Genomic DNA, 25,670 nt, shown 5'->3' on the forward strand with positions numbered 1-25,670 from the left:
GGTTATCTTCCCAGGTAGGATTCGATCACGCGCTCGTCGCGCTTGACCGCGTCGAGCGTGCCTTCGGCCAGCAGGCTGCCCTCGGCCAGCACGGTCACGGTGCCGGCGTCGCCCGCCAGCGCGGCGACGAACTCCATGTCGTGCTCCACCACCATCATCGAGCAGGTGCCGCGCAGGCTGTTGAGCAGCGCGGCGAGCTGCATGGTTTCCTCGTCGGTCATGCCGGCCACCGGCTCGTCGAGCAGCAGCAGCTGCGGCTGCTGCATCAGCAGCATGCCGATCTCCAGGCGCTGCTTCTGCCCGTGCGAGAGCAGCCCCGCGGGGCGGTAGGCCTCGTCCTCGAGCCCGGTCAGCGCCAGCGTTTCCTCGATGCGGCGATGGCCTTCGGCGCCCAGCCGCGCGCGCAGCGACGACCACCAGCGCTTGTCGGCCTTCATGGCCAGCTCCAGGTTCTCCCACACCTCGTGCTGCTCGAACACGGTGGGCTTCTGGAACTTGCGGCCGATGCCGGTCTGCGCGATCTTCGGCTCGGTCATGCGCATCAGGTCGATGCTCTGGCCGAGGAACACGCGCCCGCTCACGTTGGCGTTGCGCGGCCCGGTCTTGCCGGTGATCACGTCCATCATGGTGGTCTTGCCGGCGCCGTTGGGGCCGATCACGCAGCGCAGCTCGCCGTGGTCGATCGACAGCGACAGGTTGTTGAGCGCGCGGAAGCCGTCGAACTGCACGGTGACGTCTTCCAGGTAGAGGATGGGCCCGTGCGAGACATCGATGACGCCCGGCTCCAGCACGCGGCCGAGGCCGGTGGCGTCGCCGCTTTCCGCCTGTTGGTTTCCGAGTGCCGCGTTCATGCGTCGCCTCCGCTGCGGGTGGCGCCGGCCGGCGCCGCCTCGCTTGCATTCGATGGGGTGACGACGGGCGAGGCGCCCGCCGGGGCCGCGCCCTGCGCGGGCTGGCGCCGCGCCGGCTCGCCGCGCAGCCGCTTGAGCAGGCCGATCACGCCGTCCGGCAGGTACAGCGTGACCAGCACGAACATGGCGCCGAGCAGGAACAGCCAGTATTCGGCGAAGTACGCCGTGAACATGGTCTTGGCGCCGTTGACGAGGAAGGCGCCGATGACCGGTCCGATCAGCGTGCCGCGCCCGCCCACGGCCACCCACACCGCCATCTCGATGGAATTGGCCGGCGACATCTCGCCCGGGTTGATGATGCCTACCTGCGGCACGTAGAGCGCGCCGGCGATGCCGCACAGCACCGCCGAGAAGGTCCACACGAACAGCTTGTAGCCGAGCGGGTTGTAGCCCGAGAACATCACGCGCATCTCGGCGTCGCGCACCGCCGTGACCACGCGGCCGAGCTTGGAGGTGACGATGTAGCGGCAGGCGATGAAGCCGGCCAGCAGCGCGGCGAAGGTCAGCACGAACAGCGCGGTGCGCGTGTGCGGCGCGGCCACCGCGAAGCCGGCGATGCGCTTGAAGTCGGTGAAGCCGTTGTTGCCGCCGAAGCCGGTCTCGTTGCGGAAGAACAGCAGCATGGCGGCATAGGTCATGGCCTGCGTGATGATCGACAGGTACACGCCCTTGATGCGCGAGCGGAACGCGAAGAAGCCGAACAGCCACGCCAGCACGCCCGGCACCAGCACCACCAGCAGCAGCGCGTAGCCGAGGTGCCCGGTGCCGTGCCAGAACCACGGCAGCTCCTTCCAGTCGAGGAACACCATGAAGTCGGGCAGGTCGCTCTTGTACACGCCCTCGCGCCCGATCGAGCGCATCAGGTACATGCCCATCGCGTAGCCGCCGAGCGCGAAGAACAGGCCGTGGCCGAGGCTGAGGATGCCGCAGTAGCCCCACACCAGGTCCAGCGCGATGGCGGCCAGCGCGAAGCACATGATCTTGCCGACCAGCGTAAGCACGTAAGCCGACACGTGCAGCGGATGGCCCTCTGGCAGCAGCAGCGCGCACACCGGCACGCCCACCGCGGCGATCAGCGCCAGCACCACCAGCGCCGACCAGCCGCGCCGCGTGAACAGCGGCTGGCGCGCCGGCACGGCCAGCCGGAAACCCGTTGCGGATGGATTGCTTGTCGATGTCTGCATCATGCCTCCGCGCTGCGCCCCTTGAGCGCGAACAGTCCCTGCGGGCGCTTCTGGATGAAGAGCACGATCAGCACCAGGACGAAGATCTTGGCCAGCACCGCGCCGTAGAACGGCTCGATGAACTTGTTGACGAGGCCCAGGCCGAAGGCGCCGATGATGGTGCCGGCCAGCTGGCCCACGCCGCCCAGCACCACCACCATGAAGGAGTCGATGATGTAGGCTTGGCCGAGGTCGGGCCCGACATTGCCGATCTGCGACAGCGCGCAGCCGCCCAGCCCGGCGATGCCCGCGCCGAACGCGAACGCGTAGCTGTCCACCTTCCACGTGCGCACGCCCACGCAGGCCGCCATGGTGCGGTTCTGCGTGGTGGCGCGCACGAACAGGCCGAGCCGCGTGCGGTTGAGCACGCCCCACGCCACCGCCACCACGGCCAGCGCGAACACGATGATGACCATGCGGTTGTAGGGCAGCACCAGCCCCGGCAGCCATTCGATGCCGCCGCTCATCCAAGACGGGTTGGCCACTTCCACGTTCTGCGCGCCGAACAGCGTGCGGACCGCCTGCATCAGCAGCAGGCTCACGCCGAAGGTGGCCAGCAGGGTTTCCAGCGGGCGCCCGTACAGATGGCGCAGCACCAGCCGCTCGAGTACGAAGCCGACGATGGCCGAGGCCAGGAACGAGGCCGGCAGCGCCGCCAGCAGATACCAGTCGAAGGCGCCGGCGAAGTGCGCGCGGAACACGCCCTGCACCATGTAGGTGGCATAGGCGCCGATCATGAGGAATTCGCCGTGCGCCATGTTGATGACGCCGATCAGGCCGTAGGTGATGGCCAGCCCGAGTGCGGCCAGCAGCAGCACGCTGCCCAGGCTCAGCCCGGCGAACAGGTTGCCGATCAGCTCGGCGCGGCGCTGGTCGCCGCGCAGCGCGTCGAGCGCCTGCTGGGCGGCGCCGCGCAGCTCGGCGTCGGGCTCGCGGTAGTTGCCGGCGGCGTCCTTCTCCACCAGCGGCTGGAGCTTCTGCCGGCTTTGCGGGTTGCTGTCGCGGCCGAGGATGCGGACCGCCTCGAGGCGGTCGTCGCGGCTGCCTTCGGCCAGCACGATGTTGGCCCAGATCACGTCGAGCTTGGCGCGCAGGCCGGCGTCGGCCTCGGCCTTGCGCGCGGCTTCCACGGTCTCGCGCGAGGCGCTGCCGGGCTGGTCCAGCAGCGTGTCGACGGCCTGCGCGCGCACCGTGGCGTCGGGCGACTGCAGCAGCATGCTGCTGGCGGCGCTGTCCACCAGCGCGCGCAGGCTGTTGTTGAGCGTGAGCGATTCGAGCTCGTCAGCCTTCACGGCCACGGGCTTGCCGGTGATCGCGTCGAGGGTCTTGTCGCCGTCCTGGCGCACCATGCCGACCGACGGCGCGTATTGCAGCGCGTCGTCCTGCAGCGCCTTGAGGATGGGGCCGGCCTGTTCCGGCGGCGCCTTGGCCAGCGCGGTCAGCGCGGCGGTCTTGGCGTCGAAGTCGTCCTCGGCCAGCGGCTTGAGGTCGGCCTGCGTGAGCGGCGCGGCCCACAGCGGCGCCGCGGCCAGCAGCAGCGCGGCCAGCATGGCGCGCAGCCAGGGCAAGGCGGAAAGGGAAAAGGATCGGTGCATAGGGCTGGCGGAGTCCTGGTTGCGCGCTTCGGGTCGCGTCTCTTGTACTTGGGGGCGCAGCGATGCGGGCGGCTTCCGCCCGGCGGACAGGGCGGAAGAAAGGGCCGGCCTTCAGACCGGCTGGCCTTCGGGCCTTCTGACGGTGCCGCGCGCGGCGGCGGCGCGGGCCGGCGCGGCGCGTTGCCGGCCCGCCCCTGCCCCGCGCCGCGGCCCGGCGGGAGAGGCAGCGCGCCTCGCGCCGGCATCGCGCGGCGGCTTGCGCCGCCGGCTTACATCACCTTGTCCGGCTTGCCTTCGTTGCCGGAGATGAACGGGCTCCACGGCTGCGCGCGGATCGGCTTCGGCGTCTTCCACACCACCGTGAACTGGCCGTCGCCCTTGACTTCGCCGATCATCACCGGCTTGTACAGGTGGTGGTTGTCGCCCATCGTCAGCGTGAAGCCGTCCGGGGCCTTGAAGGTCTGGCCGTACATGGCCGCGCGCACCTTGTCCGGATCGGTGCTGCCGGCCTTCTTCACGGCCTGCGCCCACATGTGGATGCCGACGTAGGTGGCTTCCATCGGGTCGTTGGTCACGCGCTTGTCGCCGCCCGGCAGGTTGTTGGCCTTGACCCACGCCGCCCATTCCTTCTTGAAGGCGTCGTTGGTCGGGTTCTTGACCGACATGAAGTAGTTCCACGCGGCCAGGTGGCCGACCAGCGGCTTGGTGTCGATGCCGCGCAGTTCTTCCTCGCCCACGGAGAAGGCCACCACCGGCACGTCCTTGGCCTTCAGGCCGGCGTTGCCGAGCTCCTTGTAGAACGGCACGTTGGAGTCGCCGTTGATGGTGGAGATCACCGCGGTCTTGCCGCCCTGCGAGAACTTCTTGATGTTGGCGACGATGGTCTGGTAGTCGCTGTGGCCGAACGGCGTGTAGACCTCTTCGATGTCCTTGTCCGCCACGCCCTTGCTCTTGAGGAAGGCGCGCAGGATCTTGTTGGTGGTGCGCGGGTAGACGTAGTCGGTGCCCAGCAGGAAGAAGCGCTTGGCGCCGCCGCCTTCCTTGCTCATCAGGTACTCGACCGCGGGGATGGCCTGCTGGTTGGGCGCCGCGCCGGTGTAGAAGACGTTCTTGGACATCTCCTCGCCTTCATACTGCACCGGGTAGAACAGCAGCGCGTTGAGTTCCTCGTAGACCGGCAGCACCGACTTGCGCGACACCGAGGTCCAGCAGCCGAAGGTCACGGCGACCTTGTCGTTGGTGACGAGCTGGCGCGCCTTCTCGGCGAACAGCGGCCAGTTGGAGGCCGGATCGACCACCACCGGCTCGAGCTTGCGGCCGAGCACGCCGCCGCTCTTGTTGATCTCGTCGATGGTCATCAGCGCCACGTCCTTGAGCGACGTTTCGGAAATGGCCATGGTGCCGGACAACGAATGCAGGACACCGACCTTGATCGGATCCTTGGACTGCGCCATCGCCAGCGGGCTGACCCCGGCCGTTGCGAAAAGCGCCGCGGCGGCTACCGCCGACAGCTTCAGCATGTCACGTCGTTTCATTGCAGCTCCCAGATTGTCTCGTGTTTGATAAGGAACAACGCACCCCAAGTAACGTATCTGCAACTAGCGTGCCATGAGCGCCGGGCGCCGCGGGGCGAGCCGTGGCGTGCTTCCGGTGGCGGGGGAAAGCCCTGCGCACCACGACTGTGCGCTATGTATGTGCACCAACTCTGTGCGCGGCGGCGGCCAGACTCAGATTGGGGCATGCGCGGCCGCGCGCGCCGGCTGGACTGCCGCGCCGTGGTGCGCGGCGGCCGTTCCGCGGATGCGAATGGCGGTGGGGAACCAGGGGGAATGAACGGCGCAACCGGCGACGGGACTGGCGCGGCGGCTTCGTGGTGCGGGGAGGGGTCGATGCGAACCGCCGCGGCGTGGGCGGCGGCGCGCGTCGGCGAGAAATACGCGCCGGGCGCGGCAGGCGCGCCCGGCCATGCGGTGCTGTGGGTGCTATGCGTCGGTGCCGCGAGCCGGCGCTACGAGTAGCGGCGCGTGATCGACTCCGCCACGCACACGGGCCGCTCGCTGCCTTCACGCTCCACCGTGACTTCCCAGATCGACTGGGCGCCGACCAGCGCGGGCGCGTTGGGCAGCGGCTCGAGGCGCTCCACCGAGAGCAGCTTCACGCGCGCGCGCAGGCGGCTGCCGACCGGCACCGGCGCGGTGAAGCGCACGCGGTTCAGGCCGTAGTTCACGCCCATCTTCACGCCGGGCATGTCGAGCGCGTTGTGCAGGAACGCGGGCAGCAGCGACAGCGTGAGGAAGCCGTGCGCCACCGGGCCGCCGAACGGCGACTCGCGGCGCGCGCGCTCCACGTCGACGTGGATCCATTGATGATCGCCGGTGGCTTCGGCGAACTGGTTGACCTGGTGCTGGGTGACTTCGATCCAGTCGCTGACGGCCACTTCCTGGCCTTGCAGGCTTTCCAGTTCTTCGAGCGAAGCGATGGTACGCATGGTGTCTCCTTGTTGTTGTCGCGGGGGTGGCGAAGATGGCGAAAGCGGCGCGGGCCGGCGCCGCCAGATGATGCCTTGATGCAGGCGGGCTGGCAACGGCCTCAGGCCGGGCGGCGGCCGTACATGCCCATGCCCTTGACCGTGCAGACCAGCTCGCCGCGCTGGTTGGTGGCTTCCCACTGGGTGTGGATCACGCCGCGGTCCGGCTTGGAGGTGGACGCGCGCGCGTCGAGCACCACCAGCGACACGCTCAGCGTGTCGCCGGCGTAGACCGGCTTGAGCCAGCGGATCTCGTCCACGCCGGGCGAGCCCATGCTGGCCGACTTGGAGGTCATGTTGTCCACCAGCAGCCGCATCATGATCGAGCAGGTCATCCAGCCGCTCGAGATCAGGCCCTTGTAGATGCTGTTCTGCGCCGCGTCCTTGTCGACGTGGAAGGGCTGCGGATCGTACTGGCGCGCGAAGGCGAGGATCTCCTCCTCGGTCACGAGGTGCGAGCCGAGGTCGCGCTTGCTGCCGACGGTGAAGTCTTCGAAATACAGGGAAGGCATGGATGCTCCTTTTCCTTCTGTGGCGTGTGGCGGGTGGCATGTGGCGCGGCGGTGGCCGCGGCATGAAAAAAAACCGCGCCCGGACTGCGGCGCGGTTTCTGTCACGTTCCCGGATCAGGCGGTTTCCAGGAAACCGGGCTGCGCCGCGAAGCGGCCCAGGTGGTGGTCGACGTCGCCGAAGGTGGTGTTGATCAGCGTCAGCCGCTTGAACATGTGCGCGGCCGGCAGTTCGTCGGTCACGCCCATGCCGCCGTGGATCTGCACCGCTTCCTGCCCGACCGAGCGGGCCGCCTGCCCCACGCGCGCCTTGGCGGCGGAGGCCAGGCGGCGGCGCTCGGCGGGGCTGGCCTCGTCGAAGCGGGCGGCGGCCAGCAGCGTGATCGAGCGCGACTGCTCGGCGTGGATGAACATCTCCACCATGCGGTGCTGCAGCGCCTGGAAACGCGCGATGGGCTGGCCGAACTGCTGGCGCGTCTTGGCGTATTCCAGCGTGGCGGCGTTGAGCGCGTCGATCACGCCGACCGCTTCCGCGCACAGCAGCACGGCGGCGTAGTCGGCGACCTGCTCGATCACGTCCCACGCGGCGCCGGCGGTGCCCAGCAGTTCGCCCGGCGCATCCTGGAAGGCGATGTCGGCGGCGCGCAGGTTGTCGATGGTGCGGTAGTCGGTGACGCTGACGCCGGCGGCCCGCGGGTCGACCAGGAACAGCGAGATGCCGCCGGTGTCGGCATCGGCGCCGGCGGTGCGCGCCGAGACGATGAGCTTGCCGGCCTGCGCGCCGTGGAGGACCACGGACTTGCGGCCGTTGAGCTTGCCGTCCTTCGCGGTGACGCGCACGTCGTTGAGCGCGTAGCGCGCGTGCGGCTCGTTGAAGGCCACCGCCAGCTTCAGCTCGCCGCCGGCGACCTGCTCCAGCAGCGCGTCCTGGCCGCCGGCCAGCTTGAGCGCGCAGGCGCCGACCACGGTGGCGAGGTACGGCTCCACCACCAGGCCGCGGCCCAGTTCCTGCTGCACCACCATCATGTCGACGGCGGTGCCCGAGAAGCCGCCCTGCGCTTCCGGCACCGGCAGCGCGGTCAGGCCAAGCTCGACCAGCGCGCCCCAGGCCGCGTCGCCGTGGCCGCTGGCGGACTTGATGTTCTTCTTGCGGGTCTCGAAGTCGTAGCTCTTGTCGATGAAGCGGTGGATGGCATCGGCCAGCTGCTTCTGTTCGTCGCTGAGATTGAAGTTCATGTCGCGTGTCTCCTCACAGTCCCAGGATCATCTGGCTGATGATGTTCTTCTGAATTTCGTTGGACCCGCCGTAGATGGAGGTCTTGCGATAGTTGAAGTAGTAGGCGGCCAGCGGCGCGGCATCGTCGTAGCCGGTGACGGCGTGGTCGTGCTCGCATTCCAGGTAGGCGGTGTCGAACGGCTGCGCGTAGGGGCCGACGGCCTCCACCATCAACTCGGTCAGCATCTGCTGGATCTCGGTGCCCTTGATCTTGAGCATCGAGGCCTCGGGGCCGGGGCCCTTGCCGGCGCTCTCGCTCGACACCACGCGCAGCACGGTCAGCTCCAGCGCCATCAGCTCGATCTCCAGCGCGGCGACCTTGGCGCCGAACAGCGGGTCTTCGAGCAGCGGGCGGCCGTTCTTCTGCTGCTGCTTCGCCACGCGCTTGAGGAAGCCCAGTTCACGCTTGGAGTTGCCCACGCGGGCGATGCCGGTGCGCTCGTGGCCGAGCAGGTACTTGGCGTAGGTCCAGCCGCGGTTCTCCTCGCCGACGCGGTTTTCCACCGGCACCTGCACGTTGTCGAAGAACACCTCGTTCACTTCGTGCTCTTCGTCGAGCATGATGATCGGGCGCACGGTGATGCCCGGCGTCTTCATGTCGATCAGCAGGAACGAGATGCCCTCCTGCTTCTTGGCTTCGGGATCGGTGCGCACCAGGCAGAAGATCATGTCGGCGTGCTGGCCGAGCGTGGTCCAGGTCTTCTGGCCGTTGACGAGGTAGTGCTTGCCGTCGGCGGTCAGCTCGGCGCGGGTCTTGAGCGAGGCCAGGTCGGAGCCCGAGCCCGGCTCGGAATAGCCCTGGCACCACCAGTCGGTGCAGTCCAGGATGCGCGGCAGGTAGTACTGCTTCTGCGCTTCGCTGCCGTACTTCATGATCACGGGCGCGACCATCGCCACGCCGAAGGGCAGCACGCCGGGCGCGCCGACGCGGGCATTTTCCTCGTCCCAGATATGGCGCTGGGTGGCATTCCAGCCGGTGCCGCCATATTCCACGGGCCAGTGCGGCGCGGACCAGCCGCGGCCGGCCAGCAGCTTGTGCCAGCGCACCAGGTCGTCGCGGCTGGGGCGGCGATGGTTGAGAATCTTGCTGCTGATGTCGGCCGGCAGATTGGCCTCCAGCCAGGCGCGCACTTCCGCGCGGAAGGCATCGTCGGCCGCCGAGTAGTTGAGATCCATGCCCGTCTCCAGTGATGCCGGTTTGGGACCGGCAATTGTTCTTGCTAGCGCGTCATGCGCCGGCAAGACACTGCCGCGGGCACAGGACGCTGTTCAGTGAGCCGTCTGCTTGAGCGCAGCCGGCACCACGAGCTGGAAGGTATCGATGCCCTCTTCGGCAAGCGCCTGCACTTCGTCGGGGGACGCCGTGCCGCGGATGCCGCGTTCCGGCGCCTCGTCGTAATGCATGCGCCTGGCCTCCTCGGCAAAGCGCTCGCCCACGTCCTCCGTCTGCGCCAGCACCTGCTTCACCGCCTTCATGTAGAGCGATTGCAGCGTCACCGGAGCCGCGCCCGGGGCTTGCGCCCCGGCGGCCGCCCTGCCCGCCGGCGCGGCGGCCGCGCCGGACAGGTTCAGGCGCGGCGCGCTGGGCAACCGGGTGATGGCATGGTCGGCGCAGATCGGGCATTGGACGAGTTTCTGCGAAATCTGCGCCTGCGCATCGTCCTCCGAAGCAAACCAGCCCTCGAAACGATGGTCTTGCGCGCAGCGCAGGTCGAGCACCTTCATGATGTTTCCAGCCCGTCGAAAGCTATAGTATCCGCGAAACGGAATTTTGTGAACGGTCGTGCTAATTTTTTTGCGACCTTGCCCGGCCGGCCTCCCGCGCGTGTTCCGCACGGTGGAAAAGGTGGAAAAGCCGGGGCATGGCCGCGCACGCACGGCTAAGGAATGGGATTCTACGCGCATGCCCGGCGCCGCGCCGGGCATGGCCGGATGTGGCCGGGGAAAGCGCCGGCGCGCCTCAGCGCGGGCCGGGCAGCGCCTGTTCGCCGGGCTGCCAGGCTCCAGAGATCACTTTCTCGAGCCAGAACGCGCCGATGATGGTCTTGACGTCGGTGATGCGGCCGGCGCGCACCCAGTCCAGCACCTGCCCCGCGGGCACGATGAAGGTTTCCAGGAATTCGCCGTCGTCGAGCTCGGCCTCGCCCGCGGCCAGGTCGCGCGCGAGGAAGATGTCGATGAACTCGGTGGAGTAGGAAATGACCGGGTGGATGCGCGTGAGGTAGTCCCAGCGCCGCGCGCTGTAGCCGGTTTCCTCGCGCAGCTCGCGCTCGCCGCAGCGCAGCGCGCCTTCCTCGGGGTCGAGCTTGCCGGCCGGGAATTCGAGCATCACCTCGCCGACCGGATAGCGGAACTGCCGCTCCATCAGCACGGTGCCGTCGTCGAACAGCGGGATCATCATCACCGCGCCGGGATGCAGCACGTACTCGCGCCCGGCATGCTTGCCGTCGGGCAACCTGACGATGTCCTGCCTGAGCGTGAGGAATTTGCCCTGGTGCAGCGTGGCGGAGGCCACGCAGGTTTCCCTGAGGGCGAGATCGTCGCCGGCGGCGGGATCGCCGTGGCCGGCATTGGCCGCGGCTGTGTCCATCGTGTCGCTCATGAAAGCTCCGGGTCCGGGCACGGCCGGCCGGGCGCCTTCACTGCCCGGGCCTCAGGCCGCGCGATGTTTGACGAGGTATTGCCAGGTGAAGCCGGGGAAGGCGAACACCAGCATCATGCAGGCGGTGATGGCGTAGAACTGCCAGCCCTGCGGGAAGGCGTTGCCGAGGCCAGCCTCCACCGCGAAGCCGGCCAGGCCGGCGCACACGTACCAGGTGATCAACTCGGCCAGCCGGACCCACAGCGGCTTCCTGGCGAAGCGCAGCGGGATCACGGCGAACAGCCGCTGGTTGACGAACGGCAGGTTGGCACACACAAGTGCCAGCAAGATGACAAACCAGCCTGCCGCGGACGAGCTCATCTGCCTGCGCCGCCTGACTTCACGACGCCAGCGTGGCGCGGATGGCCTGGTAGCACAGGTTCATCAGCGCCGACGGGAACAGGCCCAGGCCGATGATGAGCGCGCCGTTCAGGCTCAGCATCGAGCGCAGGCCGAACGACGACTCCAGCTTGTGCTCGTCGGCCGGCGCGTCGAAGTACATCAGCTTGACCACGCGCAGGTAGTAGAACGCGCCGATCAGCGAGAACAGCACCGCCACCACGGCCAGCCAGGTCATGCCGCTCTTGACCACCGCCTCGAGCACGGCCAGCTTGGCGTAGAAGCCCACGGTCGGCGGGATGCCGGCCAGCGAGAACATCATCACCAGCATCAGCAGCGCGAACCACGGGTTCTTGCGCGACAGGCCCTTGAGGTCGTCCAGGGTCTCGGCCTCGAAGTCCTTGCCGGCGCGCAGCAGCACGATGCCGAAGGTGCCCAGCGTGGTCAGCACGTAGGTCGCGGCGTAGAACATCGACGCGCCGTAGGCGCCGGCGGCGCCCTCGGCGCTGCCGCCGGCCACGCCGGACAGCATGCCCAGCAGCAGGAAGCCCATGTGCGAGATGGTGGAGTACGCCAGCATCCGCTTGAGGTTGGTCTGCACGATGGCGGTCAGGTTGCCGATCGCCAGCGAGGCCACGGCCAGCACGACCAGCATCAGCTGCCAGTCCACCGCCAGCGGCAGCAGGCCTTCGACCAGCAGGCGCAGCGCCATCGCGAACGCGGCCAGCTTCGGCGCGCCGGCGATCAGCAGCGTCACCGCGGTCGGCGAGCCCTGGTAGATGTCCGGGATCCACATGTGGAACGGCGCCGCGCCCATCTTGAAGGCGATGCCGGACACGATGAAGACCACGCCGAAGGCCAGCATGGTGGTGTTGACGCGGCCCGACTCGACCACGCGGAACACTTCGCCGAGGTTCAGCGAGCCGGTGGCGCCGTACAGCATCGACATGCCGTACAGCAGGAAGCCCGAGGCCAGCGCGCCGAGCACGAAGTACTTGATGGCCGATTCGGAGGTCACGCGGTTGTCGCGGCGCAGGGCCACCAGCGCGTAGGACGCCAGCGACAGCAGTTCCAGGCCCAGGTACAGGGTCAGGAAGTTGTTGCCGGTGATCATGACGATCTGGCCGCCGAGCGTGAACAGCGCGAGCATGTAGAACTCGCCGTTGTACATGTCGCGCTGAGCCAGGTAGCCGCGCGTGTAGACCAGCGTGATGAACAGCGCGGCCGAGCAGAACGCCGACAGCACGTTGGCCATCGGATCCACCACCACCAGGTTGGAGAACGCGTAGTGGGTGTCGCCGGCGGCGGCGTTGAGGCCGAACCAGAAGGTCAGCACCAGCGTGATCAGCAGCGACAGCGGATAGGCCAGGCTGGTGCGCTTGCGCCCGCGCGCCAGGTCGATCCAGTTGACCGCGGCAATCGAGATCGCCAGGAAGATGATTGGCGCCACAGGTGCCAGTGTCGAGGACGGTTGCATGTTTGTTTCTCTTCCCGATTACAGCTTCGACTGCGCCACGTGCGACAGCAGGTTCACCACGGAAGCGTGCATGACGTCGGTGAAGGGTTTCGGATACAGGCCCATGTACAGGGTCATGATCGCCAGCAGGCCGAGCATGAAGAACTCGCGCTTGTTCAGGTCGATCAGCTCGGCCACGTGCTTGTTCACCACGTCGCCGAAGATCACGCGCTTGACCATCCACAGCGAATAGGCGGCGCCCAGGATCAGCGCGGTGGCCGCCAGCAGGCCGATCCAGAAATTGAACTTGACCGCGCCCAGGATGACCATGAACTCGCCGACGAAACCCGAGGTGGCCGGCAGGCCGCAGTTGGCCATCGCGAAGAACACCGACAGCGCGGCGAACTTCGGCATGGTGTTCACCACGCCGCCGTAGTCGGCGATCTGGCGCGAGTGCATGCGGTCATACAGCACGCCGATGCACAGGAACATGGCGCCCGAGACGAAGCCGTGCGAGATCATCTGCACGATGCCGCCTTCCAGGCCGATCTCGTTGAAGATGAAGAAGCCGAGCGTGACGAAACCCATGTGGGCGATCGACGAATACGCCACCAGTTTCTTCATGTCGGCCTGCACCAGCGCCACCAGGCCGATGTAGATCACCGCGATCAGCGAGATGGCGATGATGAACCCCGCCAGGCTGTGGCTCGCGTCGGGCGCGATCGGCAGCGAGAACCGCAGGAAGCCGTAGGCGCCCAGCTTCAGCATGATGGCGGCCAGCACCACCGAGCCGCCGGTCGGCGCCTCCACGTGGGCGTCGGGCAGCCAGGTGTGCACCGGCCACATCGGCACCTTGACCGCGAAGGCCAGGAAGAAGGCGATGAACAGGCCGATCTGCTCGTTCATCGACAGCCTGGCCTGGTGCCATTCGAGGATGTCGAAGGTGCCGGTCTTGCTGTACAGGTACAGCAGCGCGACCAGCGTCAGCAGCGAGCCGAGCAGCGTGTAGAGGAAGAACTTGAAGGCCGCGTACACGCGGTTCGGACCGCCCCACACGCCGATGATGATGTACATCGGGATCAGGGTGGCTTCGAAGAACACGTAGAACAGCATGCCGTTGAGCGCGCTGAACACGCCGACCATCAGGCCGGACAGGATCAGGAACGCGGCCATGTACTCGGCCACGCGCTCGGTGATCACTTCCCAGGCCGAGATCACCACGATCACCGTGATGAAGGCCGTCAGCACCACGAACCACATCGAGATGCCGTCGACGCCGAGGTGGTAGTTGATGCTGAAGCGCTCGATCCAGGCCGACTTCTCGACGAACTGCATGGCAGCCGTGGAGCGGTCGAAGTGGAAGACCAGGGGCAGCGTGGCGACGAAGCTGACGACCGAGCCGAACAGCGCCATCCAGCGCACGTAGCAGCGACTGCGGTCAGACCCGGAGGCAAGGACTAGCAAGCCAAAGAAGATAGGCAGCCAGATAGCGAAAGACAGAACCATTTTCTTGTTTTCCTTACTTGGCGCCCACCGTGGCGAACGAGGTGCCGAACACCGTCAGCGACAGCAGCACCAGCATGCCCAGGATCATGGCGAATGCGTAGTGGTAGATGTAGCCGGACTGCAGGTAGCGGCTGACCGATGCGAACCATCCCACCACGCGGGCCGCGCCGTTGACCACCAGGCCGTCGATCAGGCCCTGGTCGCCGCCCTTCCACAGGCCGGTGCCCAGCAGGCGCGCGCCGCGCGCGAACACGGCCTCGTTGATGGCGTCCATGTAGTACTTGTTGTCGAGCAGCGTGTACAGGCCCGAGCAGCGTTGCTTGATCGCGGCGGGGATGTCCGGGCGCTTCATGTAGAAGAACCACGACAGCACCACGCCCGCGATGGCCAGCCACAACACCGGCGTGGTCAGCGAGTGCAGGCCCATCGCCACCCAGCCGTGGAAGGCTTCGGCCAGCTCTTCCATCGCATGATGGTTCTCGCCGACGTAGATCACGTTCTTGAAGGCCACGCCGTTCTTGAAGAAGTCGCCGAACAGCATCGGGCCGATGGCGAACGCGCCGACCACCACCGAGGGGATGGCCAGCATGACCAGCGGCAGCGTCACCACCCACGGCGACTCGTGCGGCTTCTGGCCCGGGGCCAGGCCGTGATGATGCTCGTCGTGGCCGGCTTCCTCTTCCTCGTGGTCATCGTGGCCGTGCGCGTGGGCGTGGTGCGCGTCGTGCGCCTTGCCGAAGCGCTCTTCGCCGTGGAACACCAGGAAGTACATGCGGAACGAGTAGAACGCCGTGACGAACACGCCGGCCAGCACCGCGAAGTAGGCGAAGCCCGAACCGGCGATGTGCGATTCCGCCACCGCCTCGATGATCGAGTCCTTGGAGTAGAAGCCCGCGAAGAACGGCGTGCCGATCAGCGCCAGCGAACCGACCAGCGAGGTGATCCAGGTGATCGGCATGTACTTGCGCAGGCCGCCCATGTTGCGGATGTCCTGGTCATGGTGCATGCCGATGATGACCGAGCCGGCCGCGAGGAACAGCAGCGCCTTGAAGAAGGCGTGGGTCATCAGGTGGAACACCGCCACCGAGTAGGCCGAGGCGCCCAGCGCCACGGTCATGTAGCCGAGCTGCGACAGCGTGGAGTACGCCACCACGCGCTTGATGTCGTTCTGGATGATGCCCAGGAAGCCCATGAACAGCGCGGTGATCGCGCCGATCACCAGCACGAAGGACAGCGCGGTGTCGGACAGCTCGAACAGCGGCGACATGCGCGCGACCATGAAGATGCCCGCCGTCACCATCGTGGCGGCGTGGATCAGCGCGGAGATCGGGGTCGGGCCTTCCATCGAGTCCGGCAGCCACACGTGCAGCGGGAACTGGGCCGACTTGCCCATCGCGCCGATGAACAGGCAGATGCAGGCCACCGTGATCATCATCCAGTCGGTGCCCGGGAACAGGATCGTGGCGAGCTGGTCGCGCGCGGCGAACACGTCGGTGTAGTTCATGCTGCCGCTGTAGGCCAGCAGCAGGCCGATGCCGAGGATGAAGCCGAAGTCGCCGACGCGGTTGACCAGGAAGGCCTTCAGGTTGGCGAAGATCGCCGTCGGCCGGGTGTACCAGAAGCCGATCAGCAGGTATGACACCAGGCCCACCGCTTCCCAGCCGAAGAACAGCTGCAGGAAGTTGTTGCTCATGACCAGCATGAGCATCGAGAAGGTGAACAGCGAGATGTAGGCGAAGAAGCGGTTGTAGCCGGGGTCTTCCGCCATGTAGCCGACGGTGTAGATGTGCACCATCAGCGAGACGAAGGTCACCACCACCATCATCATCGCGGTGAGCGAGTCGACCAGGAAGCCGACTTCCATCTTGAGGCTGCCGATCGTCATCCACTCGTACACCGTGGCGTTGAAGCTCGCGCCGTTCAGCACATCCAGCAGCACGATGATCGACAGCAGGCAGGAGATCGCCACGCCGAGGATGGTCACGGTGTGGGCCAGCGTGCGGCCGGCGCGCGTCTCCGAGGAGAACGTGCTGAAAAACTTGGTGCCGAACAGGCCGGCGATGGCTGCACCGGCTAGCGGTGCGAGCGGGATCGCCAGTAGCAGGTTGGGGTCGAGCGTGGTTGCCATAGGACGCTTAGTGGTGTGCGGTCGGATTACAGTCTTGATTCATGGCGTGGCGATGCGGATCAGCCCTTGAGGGTGTCCATGTCGTCCACGTTGATCGTGTCCAGGTTGCGGAACAGCACGACCAGGATTGCCAGACCGATTGCCGACTCGGCCGCGGCCACCGTGAGGATGAAGAAAACGAAAACCTGACCGGCCAGGTCGCCGAGGTAGTGCGAGAAGGCGACGAAGTTCATGTTGACCGCGAGCAGCATCAACTCGATCGCCATCAGCAGCACGATCACGTTCTTGCGGTTCAGGAAGATACCAACGATGCTGATGGCGAAGAGGATCGCACCGAGCACGAGGAAATGGGCGAGAGATAGCACAGCGTGTCTCCGGGCTTCAGTTCTTGTTGGCGGCAGCGGCGGCGTCCTGCGCCTTGGCTTCCGCGGGCATCGAGACCAGGCGCACGCGATCCTCGCGGCGGGTGCGCAGCTGCTCGCCCACGTCCTGCGCCTTGTTGTCCTTGCGGCGGCGCAGCGTCAGCGCGACGGCGGCGATGATCGCCACCAGCAGGATGATGCCGGCCACTTCGAAGGCGTAGATGTAATCGGTGTAGATCAGCTTGCCGAGCGCGCCGGTGTTCGAGTAATCCGGGCCCTGCGCCACGTTGTTCAGCGGCGTGGTGGTGCCGATGAAGTTGCGCACCAGCACGGTGGCCATCTCGGCGATGATCAGCGCGCCGACCACCGAGGCCAGCGGCACGTAGGTCCAGAAGTCCCGTCGCAGGTGCTCGATGTCGATGTCGATCATCATCACCACGAACAGGAACAGCACCATCACGGCGCCCACGTACACCAGCACCAGCAGGATGGCGAGGAATTCGGCCTTCAGCAGCATCCAGATCGCGGCGGCCGTGAAGAACGACAGCACGAGGAACAGTGCGGAGTGCACGGGGTTCTTCGCGGTGATGACTTTCAGTGCGGAGAGCACCAGCACCAGCGCAAAGACGTAGAAGATGGTGGTCGTCAGTTCCATGGTTCCTGTCGGATCCTCTTTGAGCCTTCCGGCACAAGCCGCCTCCGGCGGCCTGCCCTTGCGGCATCCTTTTCGTCGGCCCCAGCGGGGCCGGATTCACTTGTTCGTTGGCAGCGCCGGCCAGATTCGGCCGGCACGCCCTGTAATGCTCCGCCTTGGGCGATGCTCAGCGGTACTTGGCGTCCGCGGCCTTGGCCGCGGCGATCTGCGGTTCGTAGCGGTCGCCCACGGCCAGCAGCAGATCCTTGGTGAAATACAGGTCGCCGCGCTTCTCGCCGTGGTACTCGAGGATGTGCGTCTCGACGATGGCGTCGACCGGGCAGGCCTCTTCGCAGAAGCCGCAGAAGATGCACTTGGTCAGGTCGATGTCGTAGCGCGTGGTGCGGCGGGTGCCGTCGGCGCGCGCGTCGGACTCGATGGTGATGGCCATCGCCGGGCAGACCGCCTCGCACAGCTTGCAGGCGATGCACCGCTCTTCGCCGTTGGGGTAGCGGCGCAGCGCGTGCAGGCCGCGGAAACGCGGCGAGATCGGCGTCTTCTCTTCGGGAAACTGGACCGTGACCTTGCGGGCGAAGAGATAGCGCCCGGTCAGAGCCATGCCCTTGAAGAGTTCCTTCAGGAGCAGGCTGTTGAAGAAGTCCTTGATGGCGAGCAGCATGACGATTGCTTCCTAATGATTCCGCAGGCCGCCGCCGGGGGCGGCGGCGCACCTGCCCTGGCCGTTCAATGCCAGATATTCCAAGGCGACCGGATCCAGATCGCGACGATGATCAGCCAGCCCACCGTAAGCGGGATGAAGACCTTCCAGCCCAGGCGCATGATCTGGTCGTAGCGGTAGCGCGGGAACGACGCGCGCAGCCAGATGAAGACCGACAGCAGCAGGAAGACCTTGAACAGCAGCCAGAAGAAGCCCGGGATCGCATTGGTGATGAAGCTCGAGAACGGCGGCGCCCAGCCTCCCAGGAACATCAGCGCGGTCATCGTCGAGATGATGATCATGTTGATGTACTCGGCCAGGAAGAACAGCGCGAAGGCCATGCCCGAATATTCGATCATGTGGCCGGCCACGATTTCCGATTCGCCTTCCACCACGTCGAACGGGTGGCGGTTGGTCTCGGCCACGCCGGAGATGAAGTAGACGCCGAACATCGGCAGCAGCGGCAGCCAGTTCCAGGACAGGATGTTGATGCCCAGGCCGGCGAAGTAGCCGGTGTTCTGCGTGTTGACGATGGCCGACAGGTTCAGGCTGCCCGACACCATCAGCACCGTCACCAGGGCGAAGCCCATCGCGATTTCGTACGACACCATCTGCGCCGCGGCGCGCATGGCGCCGATGAAGGCGTACTTGGAGTTCGAGGCCCAGCCGGCCAGGATCACGCCGTACACGCCGACCGAGCTGATCGCCATCACGTACAGCAGGCCGGCGTTGACGTTGGCCATCACCGCCTCGGCCTGGAACGGGATCACCGCCCAGACCGCCACGGCGGGCATCAGCACCATCAGCGGGGCAACCAGGTACATGCCCCGGCTGACCTGCGTCGGCATCATGACTTCCTTGAGCAGCAGCTTGAGCACGTCGGCGATCGGCTGCAGCAGGCCGAGCGGGCCGACCCGGTTCGGGCCGATACGCACGTGCATCCAGCCGATCAGCTTGCGCTCCCACAGGATCAGGTAGGCCACGCACAGCAGCAGCGGCACCACGATGAGCACGGCGCGAATCAGGATCCACAGCGGCGTCCAGGCGCCGCCGAAGAGATTCTGCCCTTGCGAGGTAATCCAGTCGATCATGTTTCTTTCTCGCTCTTCTTATGCCGTGGCCGCCGGCTCGGCCGCGCCCTTCGCGGCGCTGGCCAGGTCGATGGCTTTCTCAACGGTGACGGTGCCCGACGTGGCGTCCAGGCTGGCCGCGGCGACGGTGCCCGCGGATACGCGCACGGTGCCGGCGGGCAGCGCCGCTTCCAGCGCCGCCGGCAGCACCACGCTGCCCTGCCCCTGCGTCACGCGCACCGGGTCGCCGGCCTGCACGCCGAGCGCGGCGAACAGGTCGGCCGACAGGCCGGCCTGCATGGCGCGGCGCGCGGCGGCGGTCAGTTGCAGCGAGTCCGCGCGGCGCACGATCGGGTCGGCGTGGTAGATCGGCACGTCGGCGACGCGCTCGATGCCGCCGGCGGCCGCGCTCACGCGGATGGCGGCGTCGGTGGCGTTGCTCAGCTGCGCCGCGACCGGCCTGGCCAGCACGTCGTCGCGCACGTTCTCGGCGGTCTCGTAGTCGAAGCCCGGCACGTCGAGCAGGTTGCCCAGCACGCGCAGGACCTTCCAGGCCGGGCGCGCGTCGCCGAGCGCGCGCACCACGCCGTTGAAGCTCTGCGGCAGGCCTTCGCAGTTGACGAAGGTGCCGGCGGTCTCGGTGTACGGCGTCACCGGCAGGATCACGTCGGCGTATTGCAGCGCGGCTTCCGAGCGGAACGGCGACAGCACCACCACGGTGCCGGCCTGGCCCAGCGCGGCCAGGGCCTGGCGCGGGTTGGCGGCGTCGAACTCGGGTTCGGCGTTGAGCAGCACGTAGGCGCGGCGCGGGGTGGCGAACATGGCCTGCGCGTTGGCGCCGCCGTTCTGCGGCAGCGCGCCGGCGATGTGGCCGCCCACGGTGTTGGCGGCTTCGGTCAGGAAGCCCAGCGTGGCGCCGGTCTCGGTGGCGATCCACTGCGCCAGCGCGTGCAGCGTGGCGAACTGCGGATGGCGCACGGCCTCGTTGCCGAGGAACACGGCGCGGCGCTCGCCCGACAGCAGCGCGTCGGCGATCAGCCTGGCCTTGTCGTCGCCGTCGAAGCCGTCAGTGCCGGCCGGTGCGGCCACGCCCTTGGCGGCGGCCACCGCGCGGGCCACGCCGGCCAGGGCCGCGGCCCAGGCGGACGGCGCCGCGTCGATGCGGGCGGCCAGCGGCATCAGCAGGTCGTCGGCGTTGGCGCCGAGCACGGCCACGCGGGCGCCCTTCTTGCCGGCCTGGCGCAGACGCGCGGCCAGCAGCGGGTGGTCCTTGCGCAGGGCCGAGCCGATCACCAGCACGCGCTGCAGCGCGGAGACTTCGGCGATCGGCAGGCCCAGCCACGGCGCGCCCTTCACGGTGGCCGAGAAATCGGTCTGGCGCTGGCGGAAGTCGACGTTGTCGCTGCCCAGGCCGCGCACCAGCTTGCCCAGCAGGTGGAGTTCCTCCAGCGTGCTGTGCGGGCTGGCCTGCGCGGCGATCTGGTCGGCGCCGTGCTCGCGCTTGATGCCGGCCAGGCCGTTGGCCACGTATTCCAGCGCGGTCTGCCAGTCGGTTTCCATCCACTCGCCGCCCTGCTTGAGCAGCGGCCTGGTGAGACGGTCGGCGCTGTTCAGGCCTTCGTACGAGAAGCGGTCCTTGTCGGACAGCCAGCACTCGTTGACGTCTTCGTTTTCCAGCGGCAGCACGCGCATCACGCGCTGGTTCTTGGTCTGCACCACGAGGTTGGCGCCGAGGCCGTCATGCGGCGACACCGACTTGCGGCGCGCCAGTTCCCAGGTGCGGGCCGAGTAGCGGAACGGCTTGCTGGTCAGCGCGCCGACCGGGCACAGGTCGATCATGTTGCCCGACAGCTCGGAGTCGACCGTCTGGCCCACGAACGTGGTGATTTCCGAGTGCTCGCCGCGGTTGAGCATGCCCAGCTCCATCACGCCGGCCACTTCCTGGCCGAAGCGCACGCAGCGGGTGCAGTGGATGCAGCGCGTCATCTCTTCCATCGAGATCAGCGGGCCCACGCTCTTGTGGAACACCACGCGCTTCTCTTCCTTGTAGCGCGATTCCGAGCCGCCGTAGCCGACCGCCAGATCCTGCAACTGGCACTCGCCGCCCTGATCGCAGATCGGGCAGTCCAGCGGGTGGTTGATCAGTAGGAATTCCATCACCGACTTCTGGGCCTTGACCGCCTTCTCCGAATTGGTGAAGACCTTCATGCCCGGGGTGACGGGAGTGGCGCAGGCCGGCAGCGCCTTGGGCGCCTTTTCGACCTCGACCAGGCACATGCGGCAGTTGGCCGCGATGGACAATTTGCGGTGGTAGCAGAAGTGCGGGATGTAGGTGCCCAGCTTGCGGGCCGCTTCCATCACCAGGCTGCCTTCAGCAACCTCAACCTTCTTGCCGTCGATCTCGAGTTCAACCATGTTCTGCCACGCTTAGATGTAGGCCGGAACCATGCACTGCTTGTGTTCGACGTGATACTCGAACTCTTTCCAGTAGTGCTTGAGCATGCCGCGGACCGGCATCGCTGCCGCATCACCGAGCGCGCAGATGGTGCGGCCCATGATGTTTTCAGCGACGTTATTGAGCAGGTCCAGGTCTTCCTGGCGCCCTTCCCCGTGTTCGATGCGATTCACCATGCGGTAGAGCCAGCCCGTGCCTTCGCGGCACGGCGTGCACTGGCCGCACGATTCTTCGAAGTAAAAGTACGACAGGCGCAGCAGCGAGCGGACCATGCAGCGCGTCTCGTCCATCACGATCACCGCGCCCGAGCCCAGCATCGAGCCGGCCTTGGAGATCGAGTCGTAGTCCATGTCGGACGCCATCATCAGGTCGCCCGGCACCACCGGCGCGGACGAGCCGCCCGGGATCACCGCCTTGATGCGCTTGCCGCCGCGCATGCCGCCGGCGAGCTCCAGCAGCGCCGAGAACGGCGTGCCCAGCGGGATCTCATAGTTGCCGGGGCGCTCGACGTCGCCGGACACCGAGAAGATCTTGGTGCCGCCGTTGTTCGGCTTGCCCATCTTCAGGTAGTTGTCCGGGCCGACGCCCAGCAGGAACGGCACCGCGGCGAAGGTCTCGGTGTTGTTGATGGTGGTCGGCTTGCCGTACAGGCCGAAGCTGGCCGGGAACGGCGGCTTGAAGCGCGGCTGGCCTTTCTTGCCTTCCAGCGATTCGAGCAGCGCGGTTTCCTCGCCGCAGATGTAGGCGCCGTAGCCGTGGTGGGCATGCAGCTGGAAGTTGAAGCCCGAGCCCAGGATGTCGTCGCCCAGGAAACCCGCCGCGCGCGCTTCCTCGAGCGCCTGCTCGAAGATCCGGTATTCGTTCCAGATCTCGCCGTGGATGTAGTTGTAGCCCACGGTGATGCCCATCGCGTACGCGCCGATGGCCATGCCTTCGATCAGCGCGTGCGGGTTGTAGCGGATGATGTCGCGGTCCTTGAAGGTGCCGGGCTCGCCCTCGTCGGTATTGCAGACCAGGTACTTCTGGCCCGGAAACTGGCGCGGCATGAAGCTCCACTTCAGGCCGGTGGGGAAGCCCGCGCCGCCGCGCCCGCGCAGGCCCGAGGCCTTGACGTCCGCGATCACCTGCTCGGGCGTGACCTTCTCGGTCAGGATGCGCCGCAGCTGCTGGTAGCCGCCGCGCTTGACGTAGTCTTCGAGGTGCCAGTTGCTGCCGTCGAGGCCGGCCAGGATCAGCGGCTTGATGTGGCGGTCGTGCAGAGAGGTCATGTTACTTGTCCCCCTTGGCGGCTTCGGTGGCCTTGAGCTCGTCGACCAGCGCATCGAGCTTGGCGTCGCTCATGAAGCTGCACATGCGGGTGTTGTTGACGATCATCACCGGCGCGTCGCCGCAGGCGCCCATGCATTCGCCTTCCTTGAGCGTGAAGGTGCCGCACGGAGTGGTTTCGTTGTAGTCGATGCCGAGCTTGCGCTTGAGATACTCGCCGGCCCGCTCGCCGCCCGACAGGGCGCAGGGCAGGTTGGTGCAGACCGTCAGCTTGTACTTGCCGACCGGCTTGGTGTCGTACATGTTGTAGAAGGTCGCGACTTCCTCGACCCACACCGGGGGCATGTCGAGGTAGCTGGCGACGAACTGCATGACTTCCGGAGAGACCCAGCCCACTTCGCCCTGTGCCACGGCCAGCGCCGCCATCACGGCCGACTGCTTCTGGTCAGCCGGATACTTGGCGATCGCGCGATCGATTTCCTTGAGAGCTTCTGCTGATAGCATGGTCGTTGCTGTAATACGCCGAGTCATTTGCGTTCATGCCCGCCACGTGGCGCGCATTGCGCAGGTTTGCAGCCGTCGCTGCCGTTGCGGCCCGCATGTCGGAGCATGCCTGGCCCACCGCAGGTTTCCCGTGGCCGGATGCGGGCCTTGCCCGGATTCCGGCCAGGGGCGCCCGGATCGTCGTCCGGGGCCGGCGGCTCCTGTTAGCGGTCGATCTCGCCGAAGACGATGTCCTGCGTGCCGATGATCGTTACCGCGTCTGCAATCATGTGGCCCTTGGCCATTTCGTCGAGGGCCGCCAGATGGGCAAAGCCCGGCGCCCGGATCTTCAGGCGGTACGGCTTGTTCGCGCCGTCGGAGATCGCGTAGATGCCGAACTCGCCCTTCGGGTGCTCCACCGCCGCGTAGGCTTCGCCTTCGGGCACGTGGATACCTTCGGTGAAGAGCTTGAAATGGTGGATCAGCTCCTCCATGTTCGACTTCATGTCCACGCGCGCCGGCGGCGTCACCTTGTGGTTGTCGCTCATCACCGGGCCCGGGTTGCGGCGCAGCCAGTCGATGCACTGCCTGATGATGTGGTTGGACTGGCGCATCTCTTCCACGCGCACCAGGTAGCGCGCGTAGCAGTCGCCGCCCACGCCCACCGGCACCTGGAAGTCCATGCGGTCGTACACCTCGTAGGGCTGCTTCTTGCGCAGGTCCCACTCGATGCCGGAGCCGCGCAGCATCGGGCCGGTGAAGCCCATCTGCAGCGCGCGCTCGGGGCTCACCACGCCGATGCCGACCAGGCGCTGCTTCCAGATCCGGTTGTCCGTCAGCAGCGTCTCGTATTCGTCGACGTACTTCGGGAAGCGGTTGGTGAAGTCCTCGATGAAGTCCAGCAGCGAGCCCGAACGCGCTTCGTTCATGGCCTTGATGGCGCGCTCGTTGTGGATCTTCGACGCCTTGTATTGCGGCATCGTGTCGGGCAGGTCGCGGTACACGCCGCCCGGACGGTAGTAGGCCGCGTGCATGCGCGCGCCCGACACCGCCTCGTACATGTCGAACATGTCTTCGCGTTCGCGGAACGCGTACAGGAAGACGGCCATCGCGCCCACGTCGAGCGCATGCGCGCCGATCCACATCAGGTGGTTCAGCAGGCGCGTGATCTCGTCGAACATCACGCGGATGTACTGCGCGCGGATGGGCACCTCGACGTCGAGCAGCTTCTCGATCGCCATCACGTAGGCATGCTCGTTGACCATCATCGACACGTAGTCGAGGCGGTCCATGTACGGCACGCTCTGGATCCAGGTCTTCTGCTCCGCCAGCTTCTCGGTGGCACGGTGCAGCAGGCCGATGTGCGGATCGGCGCGCTGGATCACTTCGCCGTCGAGCTCGAGCACGAGGCGCAGCACGCCGTGTGCCGCCGGGTGCTGCGGGCCGAAGTTCAGGGTGTAGTTCTTGATGTCTGCCATTGCGCTTCTCAGTGCTGCAAGCCGCCGTAGTTCTCTTCCCGGATCACGCGCGGCGTGATTTCACGCGGCTCGATGGTCACGGGTTGATAGATCACCCGCTTCTGCTCGGGGTCGTAGCGCATTTCGACGAAGCCCGACACCGGGAAGTCCTTGCGGAACGGGTGGCCGACGAAACCGTAGTCGGTCAGCAGGCGGCGCAGGTCGTTATGGCCTTCGAATACGATGCCGAAGAAGTCGAACGCTTCGCGCTCGAACCAGTTGGCCGAGTTCCAGACGTCGTTCAGCGACGGCACCACGGGCACGTCGTCGTCGGGCGCGAACACGCGCACGCGCAGGCGCCAGTTATGGGTGATCGACAGCAGGTGCGTCACCGCGGCGAAACGGGGGCCGTCCCAGGCACCGTCGCCGTACGCGGAGTAATCGACGCCGGCCACGTCGAGCAACTGCTCGAAGCGCAGCGAGGGATCGTCGCGCAGCATCAGCGCGGTTTCCAGGTAGTCGTCGGCCTTGACGATCAGGGTTAGCTCCCCTACCGCCTCGACGAGTTTCTGGATACGCTTGCCCAATGTCTTTTCGAGCGCGGCCTTCAGGGTATCGAGGTTCGCCATGTCAGCCCTTGCGCGCGATGGTATTGGTGCGACGGATCTTGTTCTGCAGCTGGATGACGCCGTAGATCAGCGCTTCGGCCGTCGGCGGGCAACCCGGCACGTAGATGTCCACCGGCACGATGCGATCGCAGCCGCGCACCACGGAATACGAGTAGTGATAGTAGCCGCCGCCATTCGCGCACGACCCCATCGAGATCACCCAGCGCGGCTCCGCCATCTGGTCGTAGACCTTGCGCAGCGCGGGGGCCATCTTGTTGCACAGCGTGCCGGCCACGATCATCACGTCGGACTGGCGCGGCGACGGGCGGAACACCACGCCGAAGCGGTCCAGGTCGTAGCGTGCCGCGCCGGCATGCATCATTTCCACGGCACAGCAGGCCAGGCCGAAGGTCATCGGCCAGAGCGACCCGGTGCGGGTCCAGTTGATCAGCTTGTCAGCGGTAGTCGTGACGAAGCCTTCATTGAGAACGCCTTCGATTGCCATT

Annotated in this window: 25 protein-coding genes; 1 reads left to right on the forward strand and 24 read right to left on the reverse strand. The window is 66.8% G+C overall.

Annotated features, from left to right (window positions below):
* Window positions 1-2: 2 nt before the first annotated feature.
* The 4 genes from urtD to urtA form a co-directional block, all read right to left on the reverse strand.
* Entirely contained in the window at window positions 3-851 is an 849-nt protein-coding gene (gene urtD / locus KF708C_RS19640) for an urea ABC transporter ATP-binding protein UrtD (protein WP_059412985.1), read from the reverse strand.
* Complete coding sequence (urtC, locus tag KF708C_RS19645; protein WP_029043747.1) at window positions 848-2,095, reverse strand: urea ABC transporter permease subunit UrtC; 1,248 nt, start codon at window positions 2,093-2,095, stop codon at window positions 848-850. Before urtC ends, urtD begins: the two co-directional genes overlap by 4 nt.
* Entirely contained in the window at window positions 2,095-3,729 is a 1,635-nt protein-coding gene (gene urtB, locus KF708C_RS19650) for an urea ABC transporter permease subunit UrtB (protein WP_052165896.1), read from the reverse strand. Before urtB ends, urtC begins: the two co-directional genes overlap by 1 nt.
* 269 nt (window positions 3,730-3,998) lie before the next feature.
* Window positions 3,999-5,264: an urea ABC transporter substrate-binding protein gene (urtA, locus tag KF708C_RS19655; protein ID WP_029043746.1), complete on the reverse strand. Its 1,266-nt coding sequence runs from the start codon at window positions 5,262-5,264 to the stop codon at window positions 3,999-4,001.
* A 354-nt stretch (window positions 5,265-5,618) separates the two neighbouring features.
* Here urtA and KF708C_RS36930 point away from each other — a divergent pair, with 354 nt between their 5' ends.
* Window positions 5,619-5,747, forward strand: a complete 129-nt coding sequence (locus KF708C_RS36930; RefSeq protein WP_269432161.1) for a hypothetical protein — start codon at window positions 5,619-5,621, stop codon at window positions 5,745-5,747.
* On the opposite strand, the gene KF708C_RS19660 is transcribed toward KF708C_RS36930, so the two are convergent.
* From KF708C_RS19660 to KF708C_RS19755, 20 genes are all read right to left on the reverse strand, one after another.
* Window positions 5,738-6,217: a MaoC family dehydratase gene (locus KF708C_RS19660; protein WP_020203650.1), complete on the reverse strand. Its 480-nt coding sequence runs from the start codon at window positions 6,215-6,217 to the stop codon at window positions 5,738-5,740. The two genes, KF708C_RS36930 and KF708C_RS19660, sit on opposite strands and share 10 nt — an antisense overlap.
* A 101-nt stretch (window positions 6,218-6,318) precedes the next feature.
* Window positions 6,319-6,768 (reverse strand): MaoC family dehydratase, encoded by a 450-nt coding sequence (locus KF708C_RS19665; RefSeq protein WP_020203649.1) that lies wholly within the window; start codon window positions 6,766-6,768, stop codon window positions 6,319-6,321.
* Window positions 6,769-6,882: 114 nt separating this feature from the next.
* Window positions 6,883-8,001 carry an acyl-CoA dehydrogenase family protein gene (locus KF708C_RS19670; RefSeq protein ID WP_059412986.1) on the reverse strand — a complete coding sequence of 373 codons (1,119 nt, stop codon included), beginning with the start codon at window positions 7,999-8,001 and terminating at the stop codon, window positions 6,883-6,885.
* 13 nt (window positions 8,002-8,014) lie between these two features.
* On the reverse strand, window positions 8,015-9,217 hold the full coding sequence (locus KF708C_RS19675) for an acyl-CoA dehydrogenase family protein (protein ID WP_059412987.1): 1,203 nt from the start codon (window positions 9,215-9,217) through the stop codon (window positions 8,015-8,017).
* A gap of 93 nt (window positions 9,218-9,310) precedes the next feature.
* On the reverse strand, window positions 9,311-9,766 hold the full coding sequence (locus tag KF708C_RS19680) for a DUF1178 family protein (RefSeq protein ID WP_020203646.1): 456 nt from the start codon (window positions 9,764-9,766) through the stop codon (window positions 9,311-9,313).
* A 235-nt stretch (window positions 9,767-10,001) separates the two neighbouring features.
* Window positions 10,002-10,631: an NUDIX domain-containing protein gene (locus tag KF708C_RS19685; RefSeq protein WP_059413054.1), complete on the reverse strand. Its 630-nt coding sequence runs from the start codon at window positions 10,629-10,631 to the stop codon at window positions 10,002-10,004.
* Between the two features lie 63 nt (window positions 10,632-10,694).
* Complete coding sequence (locus tag KF708C_RS19690; protein WP_020203644.1) at window positions 10,695-11,003, reverse strand: DUF2818 family protein; 309 nt, start codon at window positions 11,001-11,003, stop codon at window positions 10,695-10,697.
* 19 nt (window positions 11,004-11,022) lie between these two features.
* Window positions 11,023-12,498, reverse strand: a complete 1,476-nt coding sequence (nuoN, locus tag KF708C_RS19695) for an NADH-quinone oxidoreductase subunit NuoN (protein WP_029043745.1) — start codon at window positions 12,496-12,498, stop codon at window positions 11,023-11,025.
* Window positions 12,499-12,516: 18 nt separating this feature from the next.
* Window positions 12,517-13,983, reverse strand: coding sequence for an NADH-quinone oxidoreductase subunit M (locus KF708C_RS19700; RefSeq protein ID WP_029043744.1), 1,467 nt, complete (start codon window positions 13,981-13,983; stop codon window positions 12,517-12,519).
* Between the two features lie 13 nt (window positions 13,984-13,996).
* A complete protein-coding gene (gene nuoL, locus KF708C_RS19705; RefSeq protein WP_020203641.1) occupies window positions 13,997-16,111 on the reverse strand; it encodes an NADH-quinone oxidoreductase subunit L in 2,115 nt (704 codons plus the stop codon).
* Window positions 16,112-16,170: 59 nt separating this feature from the next.
* Window positions 16,171-16,476 (reverse strand): NADH-quinone oxidoreductase subunit NuoK, encoded by a 306-nt coding sequence (gene nuoK, locus KF708C_RS19710; protein ID WP_006156828.1) that lies wholly within the window; start codon window positions 16,474-16,476, stop codon window positions 16,171-16,173.
* A 16-nt stretch (window positions 16,477-16,492) separates the two neighbouring features.
* Window positions 16,493-17,128: an NADH-quinone oxidoreductase subunit J gene (locus KF708C_RS19715; protein WP_059412988.1), complete on the reverse strand. Its 636-nt coding sequence runs from the start codon at window positions 17,126-17,128 to the stop codon at window positions 16,493-16,495.
* 166 nt (window positions 17,129-17,294) lie between these two features.
* Window positions 17,295-17,786 carry an NADH-quinone oxidoreductase subunit NuoI gene (gene nuoI / locus KF708C_RS19720; RefSeq protein WP_020203638.1) on the reverse strand — a complete coding sequence of 164 codons (492 nt, stop codon included), beginning with the start codon at window positions 17,784-17,786 and terminating at the stop codon, window positions 17,295-17,297.
* Window positions 17,787-17,851: 65 nt separating this feature from the next.
* Window positions 17,852-18,916: an NADH-quinone oxidoreductase subunit NuoH gene (nuoH, locus tag KF708C_RS19725; protein ID WP_020203637.1), complete on the reverse strand. Its 1,065-nt coding sequence runs from the start codon at window positions 18,914-18,916 to the stop codon at window positions 17,852-17,854.
* An 18-nt stretch (window positions 18,917-18,934) separates the two neighbouring features.
* Window positions 18,935-21,310, reverse strand: coding sequence for an NADH-quinone oxidoreductase subunit NuoG (gene nuoG / locus KF708C_RS19730; protein WP_059412989.1), 2,376 nt, complete (start codon window positions 21,308-21,310; stop codon window positions 18,935-18,937).
* Window positions 21,311-21,322: 12 nt separating this feature from the next.
* A complete protein-coding gene (gene nuoF, locus KF708C_RS19735) occupies window positions 21,323-22,618 on the reverse strand; it encodes an NADH-quinone oxidoreductase subunit NuoF (protein ID WP_020203635.1) in 1,296 nt (431 codons plus the stop codon).
* 1 nt (window position 22,619) lies between these two features.
* Entirely contained in the window at window positions 22,620-23,120 is a 501-nt protein-coding gene (nuoE, locus tag KF708C_RS19740; RefSeq protein ID WP_020203634.1) for an NADH-quinone oxidoreductase subunit NuoE, read from the reverse strand.
* 203 nt (window positions 23,121-23,323) lie between these two features.
* Entirely contained in the window at window positions 23,324-24,577 is a 1,254-nt protein-coding gene (locus tag KF708C_RS19745) for an NADH-quinone oxidoreductase subunit D (RefSeq protein ID WP_059412990.1), read from the reverse strand.
* A gap of 8 nt (window positions 24,578-24,585) precedes the next feature.
* Complete coding sequence (locus KF708C_RS19750; RefSeq protein ID WP_020203632.1) at window positions 24,586-25,185, reverse strand: NADH-quinone oxidoreductase subunit C; 600 nt, start codon at window positions 25,183-25,185, stop codon at window positions 24,586-24,588.
* Between the two features lies 1 nt (window position 25,186).
* Complete coding sequence (locus KF708C_RS19755; protein ID WP_020203631.1) at window positions 25,187-25,669, reverse strand: NuoB/complex I 20 kDa subunit family protein; 483 nt, start codon at window positions 25,667-25,669, stop codon at window positions 25,187-25,189.
* Window position 25,670: the final 1 nt, after the last annotated feature.

It is taken from the genome of Cupriavidus basilensis (assembly GCF_000876015.1).
In the GTDB taxonomy this organism is placed as follows: Bacteria; Pseudomonadota; Gammaproteobacteria; order Burkholderiales; family Burkholderiaceae; genus Cupriavidus; species Cupriavidus basilensis_B.

Excerpts from the sequence above, each read along its gene's own strand:
- urtD (WP_059412985.1), bottom strand. The coding sequence starts at position 851 with ATGAACGCGGCACTCGGAAACCAACAGGCGGAAAGCGGCGACGCCACC.
- urtC (WP_029043747.1), bottom strand. The coding sequence starts at position 2,095 with ATGCAGACATCGACAAGCAATCCATCCGCAACGGGTTTCCGGCTGGCC.
- urtB (WP_052165896.1), bottom strand. The coding sequence starts at position 3,729 with ATGCACCGATCCTTTTCCCTTTCCGCCTTGCCCTGGCTGCGCGCCATG.
- urtA (WP_029043746.1), bottom strand. The coding sequence starts at position 5,264 with ATGAAACGACGTGACATGCTGAAGCTGTCGGCGGTAGCCGCCGCGGCG.
- KF708C_RS36930 (WP_269432161.1), top strand. The coding sequence starts at position 5,619 with ATGCGAACCGCCGCGGCGTGGGCGGCGGCGCGCGTCGGCGAGAAATAC.
- KF708C_RS19660 (WP_020203650.1), bottom strand. The coding sequence starts at position 6,217 with ATGCGTACCATCGCTTCGCTCGAAGAACTGGAAAGCCTGCAAGGCCAG.
- KF708C_RS19665 (WP_020203649.1), bottom strand. The coding sequence starts at position 6,768 with ATGCCTTCCCTGTATTTCGAAGACTTCACCGTCGGCAGCAAGCGCGAC.
- KF708C_RS19670 (WP_059412986.1), bottom strand. The coding sequence starts at position 8,001 with ATGAACTTCAATCTCAGCGACGAACAGAAGCAGCTGGCCGATGCCATC.
- KF708C_RS19675 (WP_059412987.1), bottom strand. The coding sequence starts at position 9,217 with ATGGATCTCAACTACTCGGCGGCCGACGATGCCTTCCGCGCGGAAGTG.
- KF708C_RS19680 (WP_020203646.1), bottom strand. The coding sequence starts at position 9,766 with ATGAAGGTGCTCGACCTGCGCTGCGCGCAAGACCATCGTTTCGAGGGC.
- KF708C_RS19685 (WP_059413054.1), bottom strand. The coding sequence starts at position 10,631 with ATGGACACAGCCGCGGCCAATGCCGGCCACGGCGATCCCGCCGCCGGC.
- KF708C_RS19690 (WP_020203644.1), bottom strand. The coding sequence starts at position 11,003 with ATGAGCTCGTCCGCGGCAGGCTGGTTTGTCATCTTGCTGGCACTTGTG.
- nuoN (WP_029043745.1), bottom strand. The coding sequence starts at position 12,498 with ATGCAACCGTCCTCGACACTGGCACCTGTGGCGCCAATCATCTTCCTG.
- KF708C_RS19700 (WP_029043744.1), bottom strand. The coding sequence starts at position 13,983 with ATGGTTCTGTCTTTCGCTATCTGGCTGCCTATCTTCTTTGGCTTGCTA.
- nuoL (WP_020203641.1), bottom strand. The coding sequence starts at position 16,111 with ATGGCAACCACGCTCGACCCCAACCTGCTACTGGCGATCCCGCTCGCA.
- KF708C_RS19715 (WP_059412988.1), bottom strand. The coding sequence starts at position 17,128 with ATGGAACTGACGACCACCATCTTCTACGTCTTTGCGCTGGTGCTGGTG.
- nuoI (WP_020203638.1), bottom strand. The coding sequence starts at position 17,786 with ATGCTGCTCGCCATCAAGGACTTCTTCAACAGCCTGCTCCTGAAGGAA.
- nuoH (WP_020203637.1), bottom strand. The coding sequence starts at position 18,916 with ATGATCGACTGGATTACCTCGCAAGGGCAGAATCTCTTCGGCGGCGCC.
- nuoG (WP_059412989.1), bottom strand. The coding sequence starts at position 21,310 with ATGGTTGAACTCGAGATCGACGGCAAGAAGGTTGAGGTTGCTGAAGGC.
- nuoF (WP_020203635.1), bottom strand. The coding sequence starts at position 22,618 with ATGACCTCTCTGCACGACCGCCACATCAAGCCGCTGATCCTGGCCGGC.
- nuoE (WP_020203634.1), bottom strand. The coding sequence starts at position 23,120 with ATGCTATCAGCAGAAGCTCTCAAGGAAATCGATCGCGCGATCGCCAAG.
- KF708C_RS19745 (WP_059412990.1), bottom strand. The coding sequence starts at position 24,577 with ATGGCAGACATCAAGAACTACACCCTGAACTTCGGCCCGCAGCACCCG.
- KF708C_RS19750 (WP_020203632.1), bottom strand. The coding sequence starts at position 25,185 with ATGGCGAACCTCGATACCCTGAAGGCCGCGCTCGAAAAGACATTGGGC.
- KF708C_RS19755 (WP_020203631.1), bottom strand. The coding sequence starts at position 25,669 with ATGGCAATCGAAGGCGTTCTCAATGAAGGCTTCGTCACGACTACCGCT.